We start from the raw sequence: 17,337 nt of genomic DNA, 5'->3' as shown, positions 1-17,337 counted from the left end.
CCCGCGATCAGGCTGGCCTGTGCGATTGCATCGCGGGGCAAGCCCGCTCCCACACGCCGGTCTGACGAACGCCCCTTGCAACCCCGCACCATTGGCCGCATAAACAGCCCATGAACCTCCCCGCCCTCAAGCACCCGGAACTGGACGCTTTCCACCCCGCGGTCCGCACCTGGTTCCAGCGCCAGTTCCCAACGGTAACCGCCGCCCAGGCCCGGGCCTGGCCGTTGATTCGCAGCGGGCAATCCTTGCTGGTCGCCGCACCCACCGGTTCAGGCAAAACCCTGACCGCCTTCCTGGCGATCCTCGACGAGCTGTTCGAACAGGGCCTGGCCAGCGCAAACCTGCCGGACCAGACCCAGGTGCTCTACGTCTCGCCACTCAAGGCACTGTCCAACGATATCCAGATCAACCTGCAGGCGCCGCTGGCCGGGATCAACGCGGTGCTGGCCGAACAAGGCCTGGAGCCGCTGGAAATCCGTACGGCGGTACGCAGTGGCGACACCCCGCAAAAGGAACGCACGGCCATGCGCCGCCAGGCGCCGCATATCCTGGTCACCACCCCCGAATCGCTGTATGTGTTGCTCGGCTCGGCCTCCGGGCGCCAGGGCCTGACCAGCGTACACACGGTGATTGTCGATGAGATCCACGCCCTGGCCGGCAACAAGCGCGGCAGTCATCTGGCCCTGAGCCTGGAGCGCCTTGAAGCGCTGTGTGGCCGGACATTGCGGCGCATCGGCCTGTCGGCCACGCAACGACCGGTCGAGCGGGTGGCGCAATTTCTGGCAGGCAAGGCGCGCGAGTGCGCCATCGTCGATATCGGCCATGCCCGTCCCCGTGACCTGGGCCTGGAAGTACCGCCGGTGCCACTCGGGGCGGTGATGGCTACTGATGTCTGGGGCCTGGTTTACGACCGTCTGGCGGCCCTGGCCCGCGAGCATCGCACCACCCTGGTGTTCGTCAACACCCGGCGCCTGGCCGAACGCCTGACCCGCCATTTGAGCGAGCGCCTGGGCCGCGATGCCGTGGCTGCGCACCACGGCAGCATGGCCAAGGAATACCGCCTGGACGCCGAGCAACGGCTCAAGCGCGGTGAGCTGCAGGTGCTGGTGGCCACCGCCTCGCTGGAGCTGGGCATCGATATCGGTGAAGTCGAGCTGGTGTGCCAGATCGGCTCGCCCGGTTCGATTGCCGCGTTTTTGCAAAGGGTCGGGCGCTCCGGGCACCAGGTCGAGGGCACGCCCAAAGGCCGGCTGTTCCCGCTGTCGCGCGACGACCTGATCGAATGCGCGGCACTGCTCGATTGCGTACGCCGCGGCGAGCTGGACCGCTTGCAGGTACCGCAAGCTCCGCTGGACGTATTGGCGCAACAGATCGTCGCCGAGGTCAGCAACCAGGAGTGGCACGAGCAGGCGCTGTTCGACTGCCTGCGCCGGGCCATGCCCTACGCCGAGCTGGATCAAGACCATTACCAGGCGCTGTTGCGCATGCTTGGCGAAGGCTTCAATGGCCGCCTGGGCATCCGCAGCGCCTACCTGCACCGTGATGCAGTCAACGCCACCCTGCGCGGGCGGCGTGGCAGCCAGCTGACGGCCTTGACCAGCGGCGGCACCATCCCTGATAACGCCGACTACACCGTGGTGCTCGAACCCCAGAGCCTGAACATCGGCACCGTCAATGAAGACTTCGCGGTCGAAAGCATCGCCGGCGATATCTTCCAGCTGGGCAACGCCTCCTACCGCATCTTGCGCGTGGAAAGCGGCCGGGTGCGGGTCGAGGACGCCAAGGGCCTGCCGCCGAGCATCCCGTTCTGGCTCGGCGAAGCGCCGGGGCGCAGTGATGAGCTGTCAGCAGGCGTCGCGCGCCTGCAAGGCGAGATCGACCAGCGCCTGAGCGATAGCGATGGCCAGCTGCAACCGCTGCTCGACTGGCTCACGGCCGAACTGGGCCTGAGCCTGGGCTGCGCCGAACCATTGCTTGAGTACCTGGCCCACACCCGCCAGGTGCTCGGCGCCCTGCCCTCGCAGCAAACCCTGGTGATGGAGCGTTTTTTCGACGAGTCCGGCGGCACCCAACTGATCATCCATTCGCCGTTCGGCAGCCGCATCAACCGCGCCTGGGGCCTGGCCCTGCGCAAGCGTTTTTGCCGCATCTTCAACTTCGAACTGCAGGCTGCGGCCAGCGAAGACGCGATTGTCCTGTCGCTGTCGGCCAGCCACAGTTTTGCCCTGGAAGAGGTCTGGCGTTACCTGCACAGCAACAGCGCCGAGTCGATCCTGGTTCAGGCCCTGCTCGATGCGCCGCTGTTCGGTGTGCGCTGGCGCTGGAATGCCGGTACCGCACTGGCGCTGCCGCGTTTTGTCGGCGGGCGCAAGGTGGCGCCGCAGATCCAGCGGATGAAAAGCGAAGACCTGATTGCCGCGGTGTTCCCCGACCAGATCGCCTGCCTGGAAAACCTTGCCGGCGAGCGGCAGATACCCGACCACCCGCTGGTCGAGCAAACCCTCGACGACTGCCTGCACGAGGCCATGGACAGCGAAGGCTGGCTGGCGCTGCTGCGGCGTATCGAGCAAGGCCGGATCAAGCTGGTTGCCCGTGACCTGCCGGCACCTTCGCCGCTGGCCTCGGCCATTCTCAACGCACGGCCCTATACCTTCCTGGATGACGCACCGCTGGAAGAACGGCGTACCCAGGCCGTACTCAACCGCCGCTGGAATCAAGCGCAGAGCAGCGATGACCTGGGCGCGCTGGATCCGGAGGCAATCGCCGCCGTACAAGCCGAAGCCTGGCCAATGCCAACCCGTAGCGACGAAATGCATGAAGCCTTGATGAGCCTGGCCGGTATCAGCCAGGCCGAAGCCGAGGCCAATGACGGCTGGCAGGACTGGCTGGCGGCGCTGGGCAAGGAAGGCCGCGCCTGCCGTCTGCAACTGGCTGGGGGGCAAGCGTTGTGGCTGGCCCGCGAACGCCTGGTGCTGCTGCGCACCCTTTATCCGCAGGCTGTCGTCACGCCTGAGGTCGCCGCCCTGCCCGGCTTTGCTCAAGCCATGGACGCCGATGCGGCGCTGGTCGAGCTGCTGCGCGCGCGCCTGAGCGGTTTCGGCCCGCTGACCAGCGAGCAGATTGCCGCACCGCTGCAACTGTCGATCAGCGCCATCGAGCAGGCCCTGGCCCGCCTGGAAGGCGAAGGTTACGTGCTGCGCGGGTACTTCCAGCCGAGCCAGCAGCCGGGCCAGCAGGCACTGCAATGGTGCGAACGCCACCTGCTGGCGCGCATTCATCGTTACACCATCAAGCGCCTGCGCCGGGAAATCGAACCGGTCAGCCTGCAGGACTTCATGCGTTTTCTGTTCGACTGGCAGCACCTGTCGCCCGCCTCGCGCCTGCAAGGGCAGGCAGCGCTGAGTGCCGTGCTCGATCAGTTCGAAGGTTACCCGGCAGCTGCAGCAGCCTGGGAAAGCGACCTGCTGCCCACCCGGCTCAAGGACTACAGCCCGCGCTGGCTCGACGAAGCCTGCCGCGCCGGCAAATACGCCTGGGCGCGTCTGGCCCCGAGTGCCGCAGCCAGTACCCTGCGCAGCACGCCACTGGTGCTGCTGCCACGGGCTCGCCTGGGTTTGTGGCGGGCCCTGAGCCCGGCGCTGGACAGCAGTGAACTGAGCCTGCGTGCCCAGCGCGTGCACACCGTCTTGAGCGAGCACGGCGCCTTGTTCTTCGAAGAGCTGGTGCAAGACGCCCACCTGCTGCCCAGCGAACTGGAGAACGCCCTGCAGGAGCTGGTGGCCGCCGGCTTGATCAGCGCCGACAGCTTTGCCGGCCTGCGCGCCCTGATCACCCCGGCCAGCAAACGCCAGGGCCGTAGCCAGCGCCGCGATCGCGGGCCGTTGTTCGGCGGCATGCAAGACGCCGGGCGCTGGGCCCTGCTGCGCAAGCCCAGTGCCAAGCGCGACGAAGACCTCGAACACATCGCCCGCACCTTGCTGCGCCGCTATGGCGTGATCTGCTGGCGCTTGCTTGAACGCGAAGCCGACTGGCTGCCCAACTGGCGCGAACTGCTGCGCTGCTACCACCGCCTGGAAGCCCGTGGCGAAATCCGTGGCGGACGCTTTATCAGCGGCCTGGCCGGCGAGCAGTTTGCCCTGCCCGAGGCCGTGGCGCTGCTACGTGAAGTGCGCCGGCGCCCGCTCGATGGCATCCTGGTAGCAATCAGCGCCAGCGACCCGCTGAACCTGGTCGGCACCCTGCTGCCAGGCAACAAGGTCCCGGCGGTCAGCGGCAACCGCCTGCTCTATCTGGATGGTGCGCCGGTGGCGACGCTGATTGCCGGCAAGGTCCAGTTCAGTGGTGACGATGAATTGGCGGCGCAGGGCGAGTGGCGCGGTCGTTTGATCCGCGATCCTGCCCTGGTCACTTGACCTGCGGCGCAGCGAACCCGGCGAAACGCTTGTTGAAGCCAGCCACCCGGCCTTCGACCGTAGCCTTGCGCTGCTGGCCGGTATAGATCGGATGCGAAGCACTGGACACATCCAGAGCCACATAGGGGTAGATCTTGCCGTCACTATGGGTATGGCTGCGGTCAGTGTCGACGGTCGAGCCGATCAGGAAATACACATCTGCAGCGGTGTCGTGGAACAACACAGGACGGTAGTCGGGGTGAATGCCGGGTTTCATGGCCAAGCCTCTCGGGAAAATGAACGAAGACGAATTGATACTATATAACATATCAATAAATCGCAAATACAAATGATTTTCGATTCCAAGATGAAGCTTGCAGCCCTTGCGCGCTGCGGGCTGGCGCTTTAATCCCCAACCGGGATAAGGTCGGGGTTTGACCAGGCCCTGAGCCTGACCGCGCCATCGCAAGGAAACCGTATGAGCCTGTCACTTCTCAGCCGCTACGCCTTCTTCGCTGCCTGTGTGTTGTTCACCCTGGCCAGCCTGCCCTTTCTCCACCACGAATGGCTGTGGCCGTTCACCCTGGTGACCGCCGTGCTCAGCCTGATCGGCCTCGGCGACCTGCTGCAAAGCCGTCACGCGGTGCGCCGCAACTACCCGATCCTCGGCAACATCCGCTATCTGGTCGAAGGCATTCGCCCGGAAATCCGCCAGTACCTGCTGGAGGCTGACAGCGATGCCCTGCCGTTTTCCCGGGCGCAGCGCTCGCTGGTGTATGCGCGGGCCAAGAACGAAGCATCGGACAAACCCTTCGGCACCCTGATCGACGTGTACCAGTCCGGTTTCGAGTTCATCGGCCACTCCATGCGCCCGGCGCCGCTGAGCGACCCGTCGAACTTTCGGGTAATCGTCGGTGGCCCGCAGTGCAAACAGCCGTACTCGGCTTCGGTATTCAACATCTCGGCCATGAGTTTCGGTTCGCTCAGCGCCAACGCCATCCGCGCCCTGAACCAGGGCGCCAAGCTCGGCAACTTCGCTCACGACACCGGTGAAGGCAGCATCAGCCCTTATCACCGCGAGCACGGTGGCGACCTGACCTGGGAGCTGGGCAGCGGCTACTTCGGCTGCCGCACCTCGGACGGGCGCTTCGACCCCGAGCGTTTCGCCGAACAGGCGCGCAACCCGCAGGTGCGGATGATCGAGATCAAGATGAGCCAGGGTGCCAAACCCGGCCACGGCGGCATCCTGCCCAAGCACAAGGTCACCCGCGAGATTGCCGAGACCCGCGGTATCCTGATGGGTGAAGACTGCATCTCGCCGTCACGTCACAGCGCCTTCTCCACCCCGATCGAGATGATGCAGTTCATCGCCCAGTTGCGTGAGCTGTCTGGCGGCAAGCCGGTAGGATTCAAGTTCTGCCTCGGTCACCCGTGGGAGTTCATGGGCATTGCCAAGGCCATGCTGGAAACCGGCATCCTGCCCGACTTCATTGTCGTCGACGGCAAGGAAGGTGGCACCGGCGCTGCGCCCGTGGAATTCACCGACCATATCGGCGTGCCGCTGCGCGAAGGCCTGCTGTTCGTGCACAACACCCTGGTGGGCCTGAACCTGCGCGACAAGATCAAGCTCGGCGCCAGCGGCAAGATCGTCAGCGCCTTCGACATTGCCAGCGTGCTGGCCATCGGCGCCGACTGGGCCAACTCGGCGCGCGGCTTCATGTTTGCCATCGGCTGCATCCAGTCGCAAAGCTGCCACACCAACAAATGCCCGACCGGCGTCGCCACTCAGGACCCGCTGCGCCAGCGCGCCCTGGTGGTGCCCGACAAGGCCGAGCGAGTATTCAACTTCCACCACAACACCCTCAAGGCCCTGGCCGAGATGCTTGCCGCCGCCGGCCTCGATCACCCCTCGCAGCTGGAAGCCAGGCACCTGGTGCGGCGCATCTCGGCCACCGAGATCAAGCTGTTCTCGCAGATGCATGTATTCCTCAAGCCGGGTGAATTGCTCAATGACGAGGTCAATGGCGAGTTCTACTCGCGGATGTGGCAGATGGCGCGGGCCGACAGTTTCGAACCGCTGGCCGCCTGACAGGTTCAATGGCCAGTCGTCTGCGACTCTGATCGCTCGGGCACTGCGAACAGCATTGCCCGGGTCTCTCCCGCCCTGATTTCCGCCAGCTTGGTCCAGTTACCGGGCAAGTGACGCTCCTTACCAGGGCCCGGAACGCCACCTACCCACCATACCCTGCCGGATTTCGGCGCTAACGCTTGAGGCATCTGTACGTACAAGTGCTCCGCCCGGGAAAAGAGCAATGTCGCACCACCATAGCTGGAGCTCGAGGTGCCGGTACTATCGCCCTTCGCACCATTTTCATAGATCAACGGTATGCTACCGGTCCTGTTGTAGTACGCCACACTGAAGTACCAATACAGGCCATCGACAACTATCAAGTCTCCCTGCTGCCACTGTGCGTTGACCCCATCGACCACAACATCCAGGCGATTGACATACCAGCCTACGGCATCATTCAAGCTGTGCTGCTGGCTGTAGATACGCGCAATGCCGGTCACTTCCAGCGTCAGGCAAGCGGCGGCCAACAGCCAGGCCAAGCCACGATGACTGGCTGCAAGGCGATCCAGCGCCAATGCCAGCACAATCGGCAAACCGACAGCCGCGAACAACAGATAGCGTTCGACGAACAGCGGCATCGCGAATGAAATGCACCACACCAGCACAAGTGGAACATAACTGGACGCTACGATCAGAGCGTTCGGGCGCAAGGCCTGCCTATCCCTGCGCAGAATAAAAACCGAGGCAACGAGCAACACCATTGGCATCACCAGGAATATCGGCCGAGGATAAGCACTACCGTTATCGAGGGTGAAAAACTGCCACACGGCAGCAGGAAGCGTTTCAAGTGTCACCCGAGGAATCCAGGAGACTGCCGAAGTATGTCCCAACTGCCCCACCAGCGAGGGCAGCCAAGGCAGATAGGCGAGCGCGATTGCCACATTGCACAGCCACCACGGCCAGGCTCGAACAAGACGCCGTGTATCCTTCACACATAACAGATACAACCAATGCGCCGCGGCGCAGAGTACGGTGAAATAGTGGGTATACAGCCCGGCCACCATCAGCATTGCATAAAGCATCAGGAGAGGCTTTTGTGCCGGTCTGCTCACCCAGAGCAAAAGCACAAAGGTTGCTGCCAGTAACAACATGCCCAGCAACGAATACATCCGTACTTCCTGGCTGTAACGCACCGCGATGGGCAGCAGCGCCAGCAATGACCCGGCGATCAAGGCTGCTCGCAGGGAGGCCAGTCTGCGCGTTAGCCACATGCCCAGAGCCACCGTCAGCACGCCCGTGAACACACTAAGGCCACGAAGGGCCAACACGTCGCTGCCCAGCCAGTGCATCCAATAATGCAATAGCAGGTAGTACAACGGCGGATGAACGTCGCGAGCGGTGTGGAACAGGATCTGCGACGGTGACAAGGCACTCAGAGCCACGGAAAAAGCTTCGTCGTACCAGAGCACCGGTTGTGTTACCTGGTAAAGACGCACAGCGCTGCTCAGCAGCAATATGGCCAAGCAAGCCAGCGGCCATGCAACCTGAGTCCGCAGGCGCAGCGTCAGGCTCATCTGCTCTCCTTGAGCAAAGGCCTATGGGTGTGCTGCTCGGGTTTTCCGACAATACTTTTTATAACGTAGCGAGGACGATGCTTGGCCTCCATGTAAATACGGCCGATGTATTCCCCCAATATGCCGATGCCGATCAACTGTACCCCTCCGAGGAACAAAATCGCTGTCATCAACGACGGATATCCGGGCACATCGTTGCCGAACAGGATCTTGTCTACTACCAGGTAACCGGCGTACAGCAATGCCAATAAAGAAATGCACGCGCCGAGGTAACTCCACAGGCGCAAGGGCAAGGTGCTGAACGAGGTGATGCCGTCCAGCGCCAGGTTCCACAGGCGCCAGGCGTTGAACTTGCTGCGGCCCACCGCCCGCGCCGCGCGGTCGTATTCAACAATGGCAACATTGAACCCCGCCCACGACAGCACGCCTTTCATGAACAACTGCTGTTCGGGCAGGGTCTTGATCACGTCCACCACCTTGCGGTCCATCAAGCGGAAATCGCCGACGTTTTCTTCAATATGGGTATAGGCGATGCGATTGAGCAGGCGATAGAACAGCGAGGCGCTGCGGCGCTTGAGGTAGCCATCACTGGAGCGGTCCCGGCGTTTGGCCAGAACCACGTCGGCGCCGTTCTGCCATTCATCAATCAACTGCGCAACCACCGCCACCGGGTCCTGCAGGTCAACGTCCATGGGCACCACGGCGTCACCGCTGGCGTACTCCAGGCCGGCGAACAAGGCCGGCTCCTTGCCAAAGTTACGCGAGAAGTTGATCAACACCACGTCGCTGTCGGTCAGGGCGATGGAACGGGCGATCTCGGCCGTGCGATCACTGCTGCCATCGTTGATGAACACGATTTCGATGAGGTGGGCCTGCAGCGCGGGTTCCTGCCTCACCGCCTGGTAAAACCCCCTGACGGCCTGCTCTTCGTTGAACACCGGCACGATCAGCGAGACTTTCATGGCTCGGCCCTGCGAAACACCAACCACCTGGACAACAGGAAGCCACACGTCAGACTGATCAGGGAAAACGTCACCACCGTGATCATCCCGTGCAGCCGCCAGTGGTCGCCCATCCAGCCCACTGCCAGGCTGACCCCGCCCAGGCACAGCATGAACAGCAGGTAGCGGCCGAACGAAGGCGACACGGCGAAGGTGTAGAGGGCATTTACATAAAAGGAAAGACTTGCTGCAACGCAAAACGCCAGCAGATTACTGAGGGCCTGAGTTAAAGCGAACACTTCCCTGAGCACGAAAAAGAGCTGCCAATGGACCAGGGTATTGGCAATACCGATCACGGCATAGGTGGAAAACCCTTTCCATACGTTGGCCATTGCGCGTCACGCCTCGATGGCTGTTGCGGCTGAACTCAAGCAGGCCACGTAACCCGTGGTTCGTCTACTAGCAAATCTGACAGGTACGGGTGATTTGCGATCAACGGTCTACGGCGCAAGGGGCGAATAGAGACATTCAGTAATAAGCCCCCTTTGCAATTACCCTCGAATACCGCCACCCTGCCCCCCGCCCGACGTGCGGCGCGAGAGAATGCCGCCGTGCGCCTGTCACTACTTAACCAACTGTTCAAGAGCCCGCTGCCATGCTTAACGGACGCGACCCGCGCATAGATTTTTTTCGAGGCCTGGCGTTGATCTTCATTTTCTGGGATCACGTCCCCCACAACCCTTTAGGCCAGATCACCCTGCGTAACATCGGTTTCAGCGATGCTGCGGAGATTTTCGTCTTCCTCGCTGGCTACGCCGCGGTACTGGCTTACGGCAAAGTCCTGCAACGCGACGGCTACCTGATCGCCTGCGTGAAGATCCTGCGCCGTACCTGGGTGCTGTATGTCGTGCATATCTTCCTGCTGGCGATGTTGATGGGCATCGTGTTCTACGCCAACAGCCATGTGCAGACCCGCGACCTGGTGCAGGAGATGGGCCTTACCCACTTCATCACCAACCCTCAGCAAGCCCTGACGGACGAGTTGTTGCTGCGCTTCAAGCCCAACCTGATGGACCCGCTGCCGCTGTACATTGTGCTGCTGGCCGGTTTGCCCCTGGTGCTGCCGTTGCTGATGCGCATGCCCTGGGCGATAGTGGGGGTATCGATGGCGGTGTATCTGATGGCCCCGGGGTTCGGCTGGAACCTGGCGAACTTCTCTGATGGCGTGTGGTATTTCAACCCGGTCACCTGGCAGTTCCTGTTCATCCTCGGTGGCGCAGCGGCGCTTTACGGGCAACAGGCACGGCCGCCACAAACCCGGCCGTTGCGGCGCCAACCGCTGTTTCTGGCGGCAGCCGCCTACTCGCTGGCGGCAGGCATCATTACCTTGTCCTGGCGCTGGCCAGAGCTTCACGATGCACTAATGCCGGCCAGTATCAACAATCTGCTGTACCCGATCAGCAAGACCGACCTGTCGCCGGTGCGCCTGTTGCACTTCCTGGCCCTGACCTACGTCACGGCCAAGCTGCTGCCGGGCAGCGGCTGGACGCAGAACTGGCTGGCGCAGCAAACCTGCCGCATGGGCCGCTACTCGCTTGAGGTGTTCTGCCTGGGGGTACTGCTTGCGCCCTTGGCGGACATGATCAATGCCATGGCCGGCGATGCCTTTGCCATGCAGATCTTCACCGCGCTGGTGGGTGTCGCCGTCATGGCCCTGCTCGGCGCCTGGCTGGATTTCAACAAACGCCTGAACCAGCCGATGCGTGCGGTTGCCACCTGAAAAACGCAATCGACATAGGGACCGGCCTTGCTCAGGCCGTTCCTGAGTTCCAAGCGACTGTTGCGCCACCAGCGCGGCCGGGTCAAGAGATCGAGTTTGCAGGATAGGCGTATTCGACGGGATTGCAGATCAATCGCACCTGTTCAGATCTCGTCCGGATGACTCAGGTAGGCGCTATTGGTTTCCAGGACGTTGACGTGAAAGTCCATTGCCTGGGCGCCATGGGCGGCAATACAGGTGACCGGCCTGCTCCTCCAGGCTTTATTGCGGTAATAGCTGAGCATTTGCTCGCGCAGAGCGAGGGGCTTGCCTGTGTCCAGGGAAATCAGACGGCTGAGAATCGCGCCACCGTCCAGTTGAATCTCTTGGCCGCTGGCGCCGTCAGCAACACCCACGGCTTCCAGGCCGAATTTGGCTGGCGATTGCTCTTTCGGGTCGAATGCACCGAAGTAACCATTTTTGTAGCCAATGCATTTACCGAAATGGGCCTTGCTCCTGACGTACAAGATGTAGCCGCCCTCAGTGAAGCGCACGTAGAGCTTCAAGGGCTCCGACGTCAGCTTCTCGTTCACGTGACCGAGCATGTGCCCGGCGCTGGGGATGCTGATGCCAGTCCAGGTGAAGGTACGTTGCGGATCGGCGTAGAAGACCGAATGCAACTGGTCGAGAAAGCCAAAGCGGCCCGAGGGGGTTGAGAGTGTGGCGATGAACGAACGTTGTCGATGGGTGGTCATGCTGCGGCTCTCCTGAGTCCATGAAGGCGTAACTGCCTTCGCAGCGATTCTCGGGATTGCAACTGCGCCGGTGCGGTACTTAATTGTTCTTCACCAGATCCCCCAGAGAATCTCAAGCGCGCAGTGCAGCAGATACATCTGCAAGATCTGTTGGCTGCCAACGACTTTCCCGGCAATCCGTGAAGAACCCCCAAAAAAAAGCCCGTATCCATCGATACGGGCTTTTTCATGACAACCAGAGGGTCAGGACACTGAACTTGCAGCGCGCTGCTCCACGGTGCTTGGCGACAGCTTGAGCACGTAGTAGAGCACGGTCAGCATCACCAGGAACGCCGGGCCGATGTACAGGGCCACGCGGGTTTCCTCGAAGTAGGCCATCAGGCCGACCACCAGGATAAGGAACGCCAGCGCCAGATAGGAGCTCAGCGGCCACAGCCACATGCGGTATTTCAGTGCGGCACGCTCGGCGTTGCTCAAGCCCGCGCGGAATTTCAGCTGGGCCAGGAGGATCATCACCCAGGTCCAGATCGCGCCGAAGGTGGCGATGGCGGTTACCCAGACGAAGACTTTTTCCGGTACCAGGTAGTTGGCCAGCACGCCCAGCAGCAAGGCTGCGATCGACAGCAACAGGGCATTACGCGGCACGCCGTTGCTCGAGGTGCGGGCGAAGGTGGCCGGGGCCTGACCGTTCTGCGCCAGGCTGTAGAGCATGCGTCCGGTGCTGAAGATACCGCCGTTGCACGACGACAGCGCAGCAGTGATCACCACGAAGTTGATGATACCGGCAGCGGTCTTGATGCCCAGACGCTCGAAGGTCATCACGAACGGGCTGCCCTGGCTGCCGATTTCGTTCCACGGGTAGATCGACAGGATCACGAACAGTGCGCCGACGTAGAACAGCAGGATGCGCCAGAACACCGAGCCGATGGCCTGGGGAATGGTCTTTTGCGGGTTGCGTGCTTCACCGGCAGTCAGGCCGATCATCTCGACGCCCAGATAGGCGAACATCACCATCTGCAGCGACATCAGCACGCCGGTCACGCCATTGGGCATGAAGCCGCCGTTGCTCCAGAGGTTGGAGATGCCCATGGCCACGCCATCGTTACCGAAGCCGAAAGCGATGACGCCAATACCACCCAGGACCATGGCAATGATGGTGACGATCTTGATCAGGGCGAACCAGAACTCGAACTCACCAAAGGCCTTGACGGCGATCAGGTTGATCGCGCCCATGCTGCCCAGGGCCGCCAGGGCCCAGATCCAGCGCGGCACTTCGGGGAACCAGATGCCCATGTAAATGGCCACCGCGGTGATTTCCGCCACGCAGGTCACCAGCCACAGGAACCAGTAGTTCCAGCCGGTGAGAAAGCCCGCCAACGGGCCGAGGTAGTCTTGAGCGTAGCGGCTGAAGGAGCCGGCTACCGGGTTGTGCACGGCCATTTCGCCGAGGGCGCGCATGATCACCAGGATCGCCAGGCCACCAATGATGTAGGACAGCATGATGGCTGGTCCGGCCATTTCGATGGCCTTGGCCGAACCCAGGAACAGGCCGACACCGATACAGGCGCCCAGCGCCATCAGGCGAATGTGGCGTTCGCCGAGTTCTCGCTTGAGTGGGCCGCCCTGGGCGGTCTCACCATGAGAAGGGTGGTTGCCGACTGGCATAGAAATACAACCTCATTTTGTTATTGGATATGACCATTCGTGCAGGCCTGGCATCGCCGGTGGGCTTGATGCGTTGCCTCGCCGGGCACCGCCTTGTGAGCGGGCCCGTCTGCCGTCAGTGCAAAACCGGCAGAGCGAAAGGGGCGAGCAGTATAGAAAGGCCCCTGCAGGACATTTCACTGTATAAAGCGCGATATTTGGCGAGAACTCTCGGCAAAATCCGCTTCTACGGAGGGGCATTCCCCGTGCTTTAGCCTCTGCAGGAAACAGGGCGGCTAACATAGCACCAAAACGGGGCAATTCAAGCTCCACCAAAGGAGCATTTCTGACACGTTTTTAGGAAATGCCCGGCAACTGACTACAAAATTTTCACCAAACCCGGCCACCGTCTAAGCTTCAGGCAAGCAAGACGAAAATACGTAGCCGGGCTGAAGACTATGGGCGCATTGTGGCAATCGGAACCGAACAGTACGGAAGCTCCCCCTGAACAACTCCCATTGCCGAAAAGCCCACGCCAGCGCCATCTCTGGTGGCGGCTGTTCTGGTTGGTGCTGCTGATCGCCCTGATCGCCCTGGGTTACGCCGTCACTACCGAAATACACACCTCGCGCCTGCAATCCCGGGAGTTCAGCCGGTTCGCCGCGACCCTCAGCTACTCCATGCAGCCCGGCCCCAGCGATGCCATTCGCTACCCGGGTGAAGGTCCGTTCGACAAGCGTCTGGGCTACAGCTCTCTGGGTGAATTCCTGCCGCGCCTACTGAAGCGCGACTACGTGATCAACGAGCAGACGCACTTTTCGCCTGCGCTGATGGACTACGTCGATCACGGCTTTTTCGTTCCTTACGCCGAAAAGATTCAGGCCGGCTTGTCGATCACCGACTGCAAGGGCGATGCGCTGTACCAGTTTCATTACCCGCAGCACCTGTACCCCGACTTCGCCTCGATCCCGCCGGTCATTGTCCACAGCCTGCTGTTCATCGAAAACCGCGACCTGCTCGACCCCAACGACCCGCTGAACAACCCCGCCGTGGACTGGCCGCGCTTTGCCAAGGCCGCCTATACCCAGGTGGCGAAGTACCTGGCCCTGCCCGGCCAGTCGGCGGGCGGCAGTACCCTGGCGACCCAACTGGAAAAATACCGGCATTCCCCCGACGGCCTGACCGCCTCGGGCAGCGAGAAGATCCGCCAGATGATTTCCGCCAGCGTGCGCGCGTATAAAGGTGGCCCGCAGACCCTGGAAACACGCCAGCGTATCGTGCGCGACTACCTCAACAGCGTACCGCTGTCGGCGGTGCCCGGGCATGGCGAAGTGCATGGCATGGCCGAGGGTTTGCGCGTCTGGTATGGCGCTGATTTTGCCCAGGTCAACCAGGCCCTGTCGTCCACCGACAACGACCCCGCGAGCCTCGCCACCCGTGGCCTGGCCTTGCGCCAGGTGCTGTCGCTGATGATCGCCCAGCGCCGCCCCTCGCACTTTTTGTCCAAGGGGCGTGCGGAACTGGCGCTGCTGACCGACAGCCACATCCGCATCCTCTCGGCCAGCAACATCATCGACAAGCCGCTGGCGGATGCGGCCCTCTCCAGCACGGCCATCTACCGCGACTGGGTGGCCCAGCCGACCATTCAGCCGATCGTTACCAACAAAGGCATCAGCGTCGCCCGCAGCCGCCTGTCTTCGGCGCTGGGCCGGCCGTTGTATGACCTCGACCGTCTCGACCTGTCGGCCACCAGCACCCTGCAGTCGGATTTGCAGGGCCAGGTCAGCCAATACCTGAAGAATCTCGCCGACCCGGCCTTTGCAGAAAAAATGGGCCTGTTTGGCGAACGCTTGCTGACCCCGACCAGCACCACCCAGGTGCGTTACAGCTTCACCCTGCTGGAGCGTACCGCCGATGGCTCGAGGGTGCGGGTACAAACCGACAGCACCGACCAGCCCTTCGACATCAACGAAGGCAGCAAACTGGAACTGGGCTCCACCGCCAAGCTGCGGGTACTGACCAGCTACCTGGAAATAATCGCCGAACTGCACGACAAGTACGCCGCTACCCCGGCCGCCGAGCTGAAAAAAGTCCAGGTGGCCGAGCTGGACTTCATCACCCGCTGGGCCATCGACTACCTGGTCCAGAACAAGGACCGCGACCTCAGCGCCATGCTCAACGCCGCGCTGGAGCGCAAGTACTCCGCCAGCCCCGGCGAAGCCTTCTTCACCGGCGGCGGCCTGCATGTATTCAACAACTTTCGCAAGGAAGACAACGGCCGCATCCCCACCCTCAAGGACGCCCTGCGCGAGTCGATCAACCTGCCGTTCATTCGCCTGATGCGCGATCTGGTGCGCTACAGCACCTACCAGCAGCCGGGCAATAGCGCCAGCCTGCTCAAGGACGATGCCGAACCGCGCCGCCAGGAATACCTGGCACGTTTTGCCGACAAGGAAGGCACCGATTACATGCGCAGGTTCTGGAAAAAATACCAGCGCAAGACCTCGCAACAGCGCCTGGACACCTTCCTCGACAGCCTGCGGGTCACACCGATCCGCCTGGCCGCGGTGCACCGTTACCTGTTTCCGGAAGCCGACCAGGCCACCTTCAATGCGTTCGTCCAGGCTCACCTGAAAAAGGACCGGGTCGAGAACAAACGCCCGGCCACCAAGCAGAACACCGTCACCGAGAAACGCCTGCAAGAGCTGTACGAAGCTTACCGGCCAGGCGCCTATGACCTGCCCGACCAGGGCTTTATCGCCAAGGTGCATCCGCTGGATTTGTGGCTGCTTGGCTATCTGCTGCAACACCCCAGCGCCACCTTCCAGGAGGCGGCGCAGGCCGGCCATTTTGAACGCCAGGAAGTCTACGGCTGGCTGTTCAAGAGCCGCCACAAGGGCGCGCGCGACAGCCGCATCCGCACCCTGGTGGAAATCGAAGCCTTCCTCGATATTCATCAACGCTGGAAACGCGTCGGCTACCCCTTCGACCACCTGGTACCGTCGCTGGCCACCGCCATCGGCAGCTCCGGCGACCGTCCGGCAGCCCTGGCTGAACTGATCGGGATTATCCAGAACGACGGCGTACGCCTGCCGGTGCTGCGCATCGACACCCTGCACTTTGCTGCCGACACACCCTACGAAACCCGTCTGACCAGCGACCCCGACCTGGGCCAGCGAGTGCTCTCGGTGGAAGTCGCCCGGGCCCTGCGCGGCGCCCTCTCGCAAGTGGTGGATGCCGGTACCGCGCGGCGAGTGTCGGGCAGCTTCAAACTGGCCGACGGCAGCCCGCTGGTGATGGGCGGCAAGACCGGTACCGGCGACAACCGCATCGAAAGCTTCGGCGCCGGCGGGCGGCTGATCGGCTCACGCTCGCTGAACCGTACCGCCACCTTTGTGTTCTACCTCGGAGAAAACCACTTCGGCACCCTCACCGCCTTCGTCCCCGGCCGTGCCGCGGAGTCCTTCCGCTTTACCTCGGCGCTGCCGGTGCAGGTGCTCAAGGGCATGGCGCCAATCCTGATGCCGTACCTGGAGCCGGGCAGTCACACCCTGTGCAAGCCACCGCGGATGGTGCAGCGCTAGTGGAAGCGCTTGGCAGTCGTATAGCTTTTGGCCCAGTAGCTGTTGCTCAGGGAATCGATACGGATGTTCTTGCCGGTGCGGGGGGCGTGGATGAAGCGCCCTTCGCCGATGTACAGGCCGACGTGACCGATCCGGCCCTGGCCATTGCGATTGAAAAATACTGCGTCTCCGCGTTTTAGCTGGCTCTGCTTGATGGTCCGGGCGCCGGACTTGAGCATGCCCGCGGTGGTGCGCGGAATCCTGATATCGGCCTCGTGGCGAAACAGGTAGACCAGCAGCCCACTGCAATCAAACCCGCCCTTTACCGACATGCCGCCCCAGCGATAGGGCACGCCGATCAGCTCGTGTGCGCGCTCGACCAGACGATCGAGGTTGGCTTCCAGTTCGTGCCGCACAGTGTGCTCACGAGCGATATGGGTCACGGAGAAACTGGCCTGGGCAAAAAATGACAGCCCCCAGAGCAGGCCGATGAAAAAAATTGAACGCGCCACGGAGAAATACTCACAGGTGAAGAAAACGTGGCGAATCTTAGGAGCGATTTCCGTGTGTGTAGATCAAGGCAATCCGAGGCATCTGTAGGAAAACCCTGAAGCATTCCTACACAAATTCAGCGCTTCC

Annotated in this window: 11 protein-coding genes; 4 read left to right on the top strand and 7 right to left on the bottom strand. The window is 62.2% G+C overall.

The genetic code is table 11. The features are described 5' to 3' along the window. The first annotated feature begins 110 nt into the window (after positions 1-110). Positions 111-4,412, top strand: coding sequence for a DEAD/DEAH box helicase (locus JV241A_RS05495; protein WP_134061531.1), 4,302 nt, complete (start codon positions 111-113; stop codon positions 4,410-4,412). Here the strand turns inward: JV241A_RS05495 and JV241A_RS05490 are convergent. Continuing rightward, entirely contained in the window at positions 4,405-4,668 is a 264-nt protein-coding gene (locus tag JV241A_RS05490; RefSeq protein ID WP_115085600.1) for a type B 50S ribosomal protein L31, read from the bottom strand. The two genes, JV241A_RS05495 and JV241A_RS05490, sit on opposite strands and share 8 nt — an antisense overlap. A 201-nt stretch (positions 4,669-4,869) precedes the next feature. Here JV241A_RS05490 and JV241A_RS05485 point away from each other — a divergent pair, with 201 nt between their 5' ends. After that, positions 4,870-6,480 (top strand): FMN-binding glutamate synthase family protein, encoded by a 1,611-nt coding sequence (locus JV241A_RS05485; RefSeq protein ID WP_115085599.1) that lies wholly within the window; start codon positions 4,870-4,872, stop codon positions 6,478-6,480. A 5-nt stretch (positions 6,481-6,485) separates the two neighbouring features. On the opposite strand, the gene JV241A_RS05480 is transcribed toward JV241A_RS05485, so the two are convergent. From JV241A_RS05480 to JV241A_RS05470, 3 genes are read right to left on the bottom strand one after another with little or no spacing between them, the layout of a single operon-like run. After that, on the bottom strand, positions 6,486-8,036 hold the full coding sequence (locus JV241A_RS05480) for a glycosyltransferase family 39 protein (protein ID WP_115085598.1): 1,551 nt from the start codon (positions 8,034-8,036) through the stop codon (positions 6,486-6,488). Continuing rightward, positions 8,033-8,998: a glycosyltransferase family 2 protein gene (locus JV241A_RS05475; RefSeq protein WP_134061530.1), complete on the bottom strand. Its 966-nt coding sequence runs from the start codon at positions 8,996-8,998 to the stop codon at positions 8,033-8,035. Before JV241A_RS05475 ends, JV241A_RS05480 begins: the two co-directional genes overlap by 4 nt. After that, positions 8,995-9,369, bottom strand: a complete 375-nt coding sequence (locus JV241A_RS05470) for a GtrA family protein (protein WP_115085596.1) — start codon at positions 9,367-9,369, stop codon at positions 8,995-8,997. The genes JV241A_RS05475 and JV241A_RS05470 overlap by 4 nt, the downstream gene beginning before the upstream one ends. 263 nt (positions 9,370-9,632) lie before the next feature. Here JV241A_RS05470 and JV241A_RS05465 point away from each other — a divergent pair, with 263 nt between their 5' ends. Continuing rightward, positions 9,633-10,757, top strand: coding sequence for an OpgC domain-containing protein (locus tag JV241A_RS05465; RefSeq protein ID WP_134061529.1), 1,125 nt, complete (start codon positions 9,633-9,635; stop codon positions 10,755-10,757). Between the two features lie 143 nt (positions 10,758-10,900). On the opposite strand, the gene JV241A_RS05460 is transcribed toward JV241A_RS05465, so the two are convergent. Further along, on the bottom strand, positions 10,901-11,491 hold the full coding sequence (locus tag JV241A_RS05460; RefSeq protein WP_134061528.1) for a hypothetical protein: 591 nt from the start codon (positions 11,489-11,491) through the stop codon (positions 10,901-10,903). 243 nt (positions 11,492-11,734) lie between these two features. Beyond that, positions 11,735-13,156 (bottom strand): amino acid permease, encoded by a 1,422-nt coding sequence (locus JV241A_RS05455; protein ID WP_115085593.1) that lies wholly within the window; start codon positions 13,154-13,156, stop codon positions 11,735-11,737. Positions 13,157-13,593: 437 nt separating this feature from the next. Between JV241A_RS05455 and JV241A_RS05450 the strand changes: the two genes are divergently transcribed. After that, positions 13,594-16,719 (top strand): transglycosylase domain-containing protein, encoded by a 3,126-nt coding sequence (locus JV241A_RS05450; protein ID WP_134061527.1) that lies wholly within the window; start codon positions 13,594-13,596, stop codon positions 16,717-16,719. On the opposite strand, the gene JV241A_RS05445 is transcribed toward JV241A_RS05450, so the two are convergent. Further along, entirely contained in the window at positions 16,716-17,210 is a 495-nt protein-coding gene (locus JV241A_RS05445) for a C40 family peptidase (protein WP_115085591.1), read from the bottom strand. The two genes, JV241A_RS05450 and JV241A_RS05445, sit on opposite strands and share 4 nt — an antisense overlap. Positions 17,211-17,337 lie beyond the last annotated feature (127 nt).

The organism is Pseudomonas sp. JV241A (assembly GCF_900275665.1).
Taxonomy (GTDB): Bacteria; Pseudomonadota; Gammaproteobacteria; order Pseudomonadales; family Pseudomonadaceae; genus Aquipseudomonas; species Aquipseudomonas wadenswilerensis.
The sequence above is the reverse complement of the archived record's forward strand: the minus strand, read 5'-3'. Positions and strand labels throughout refer to the sequence as shown.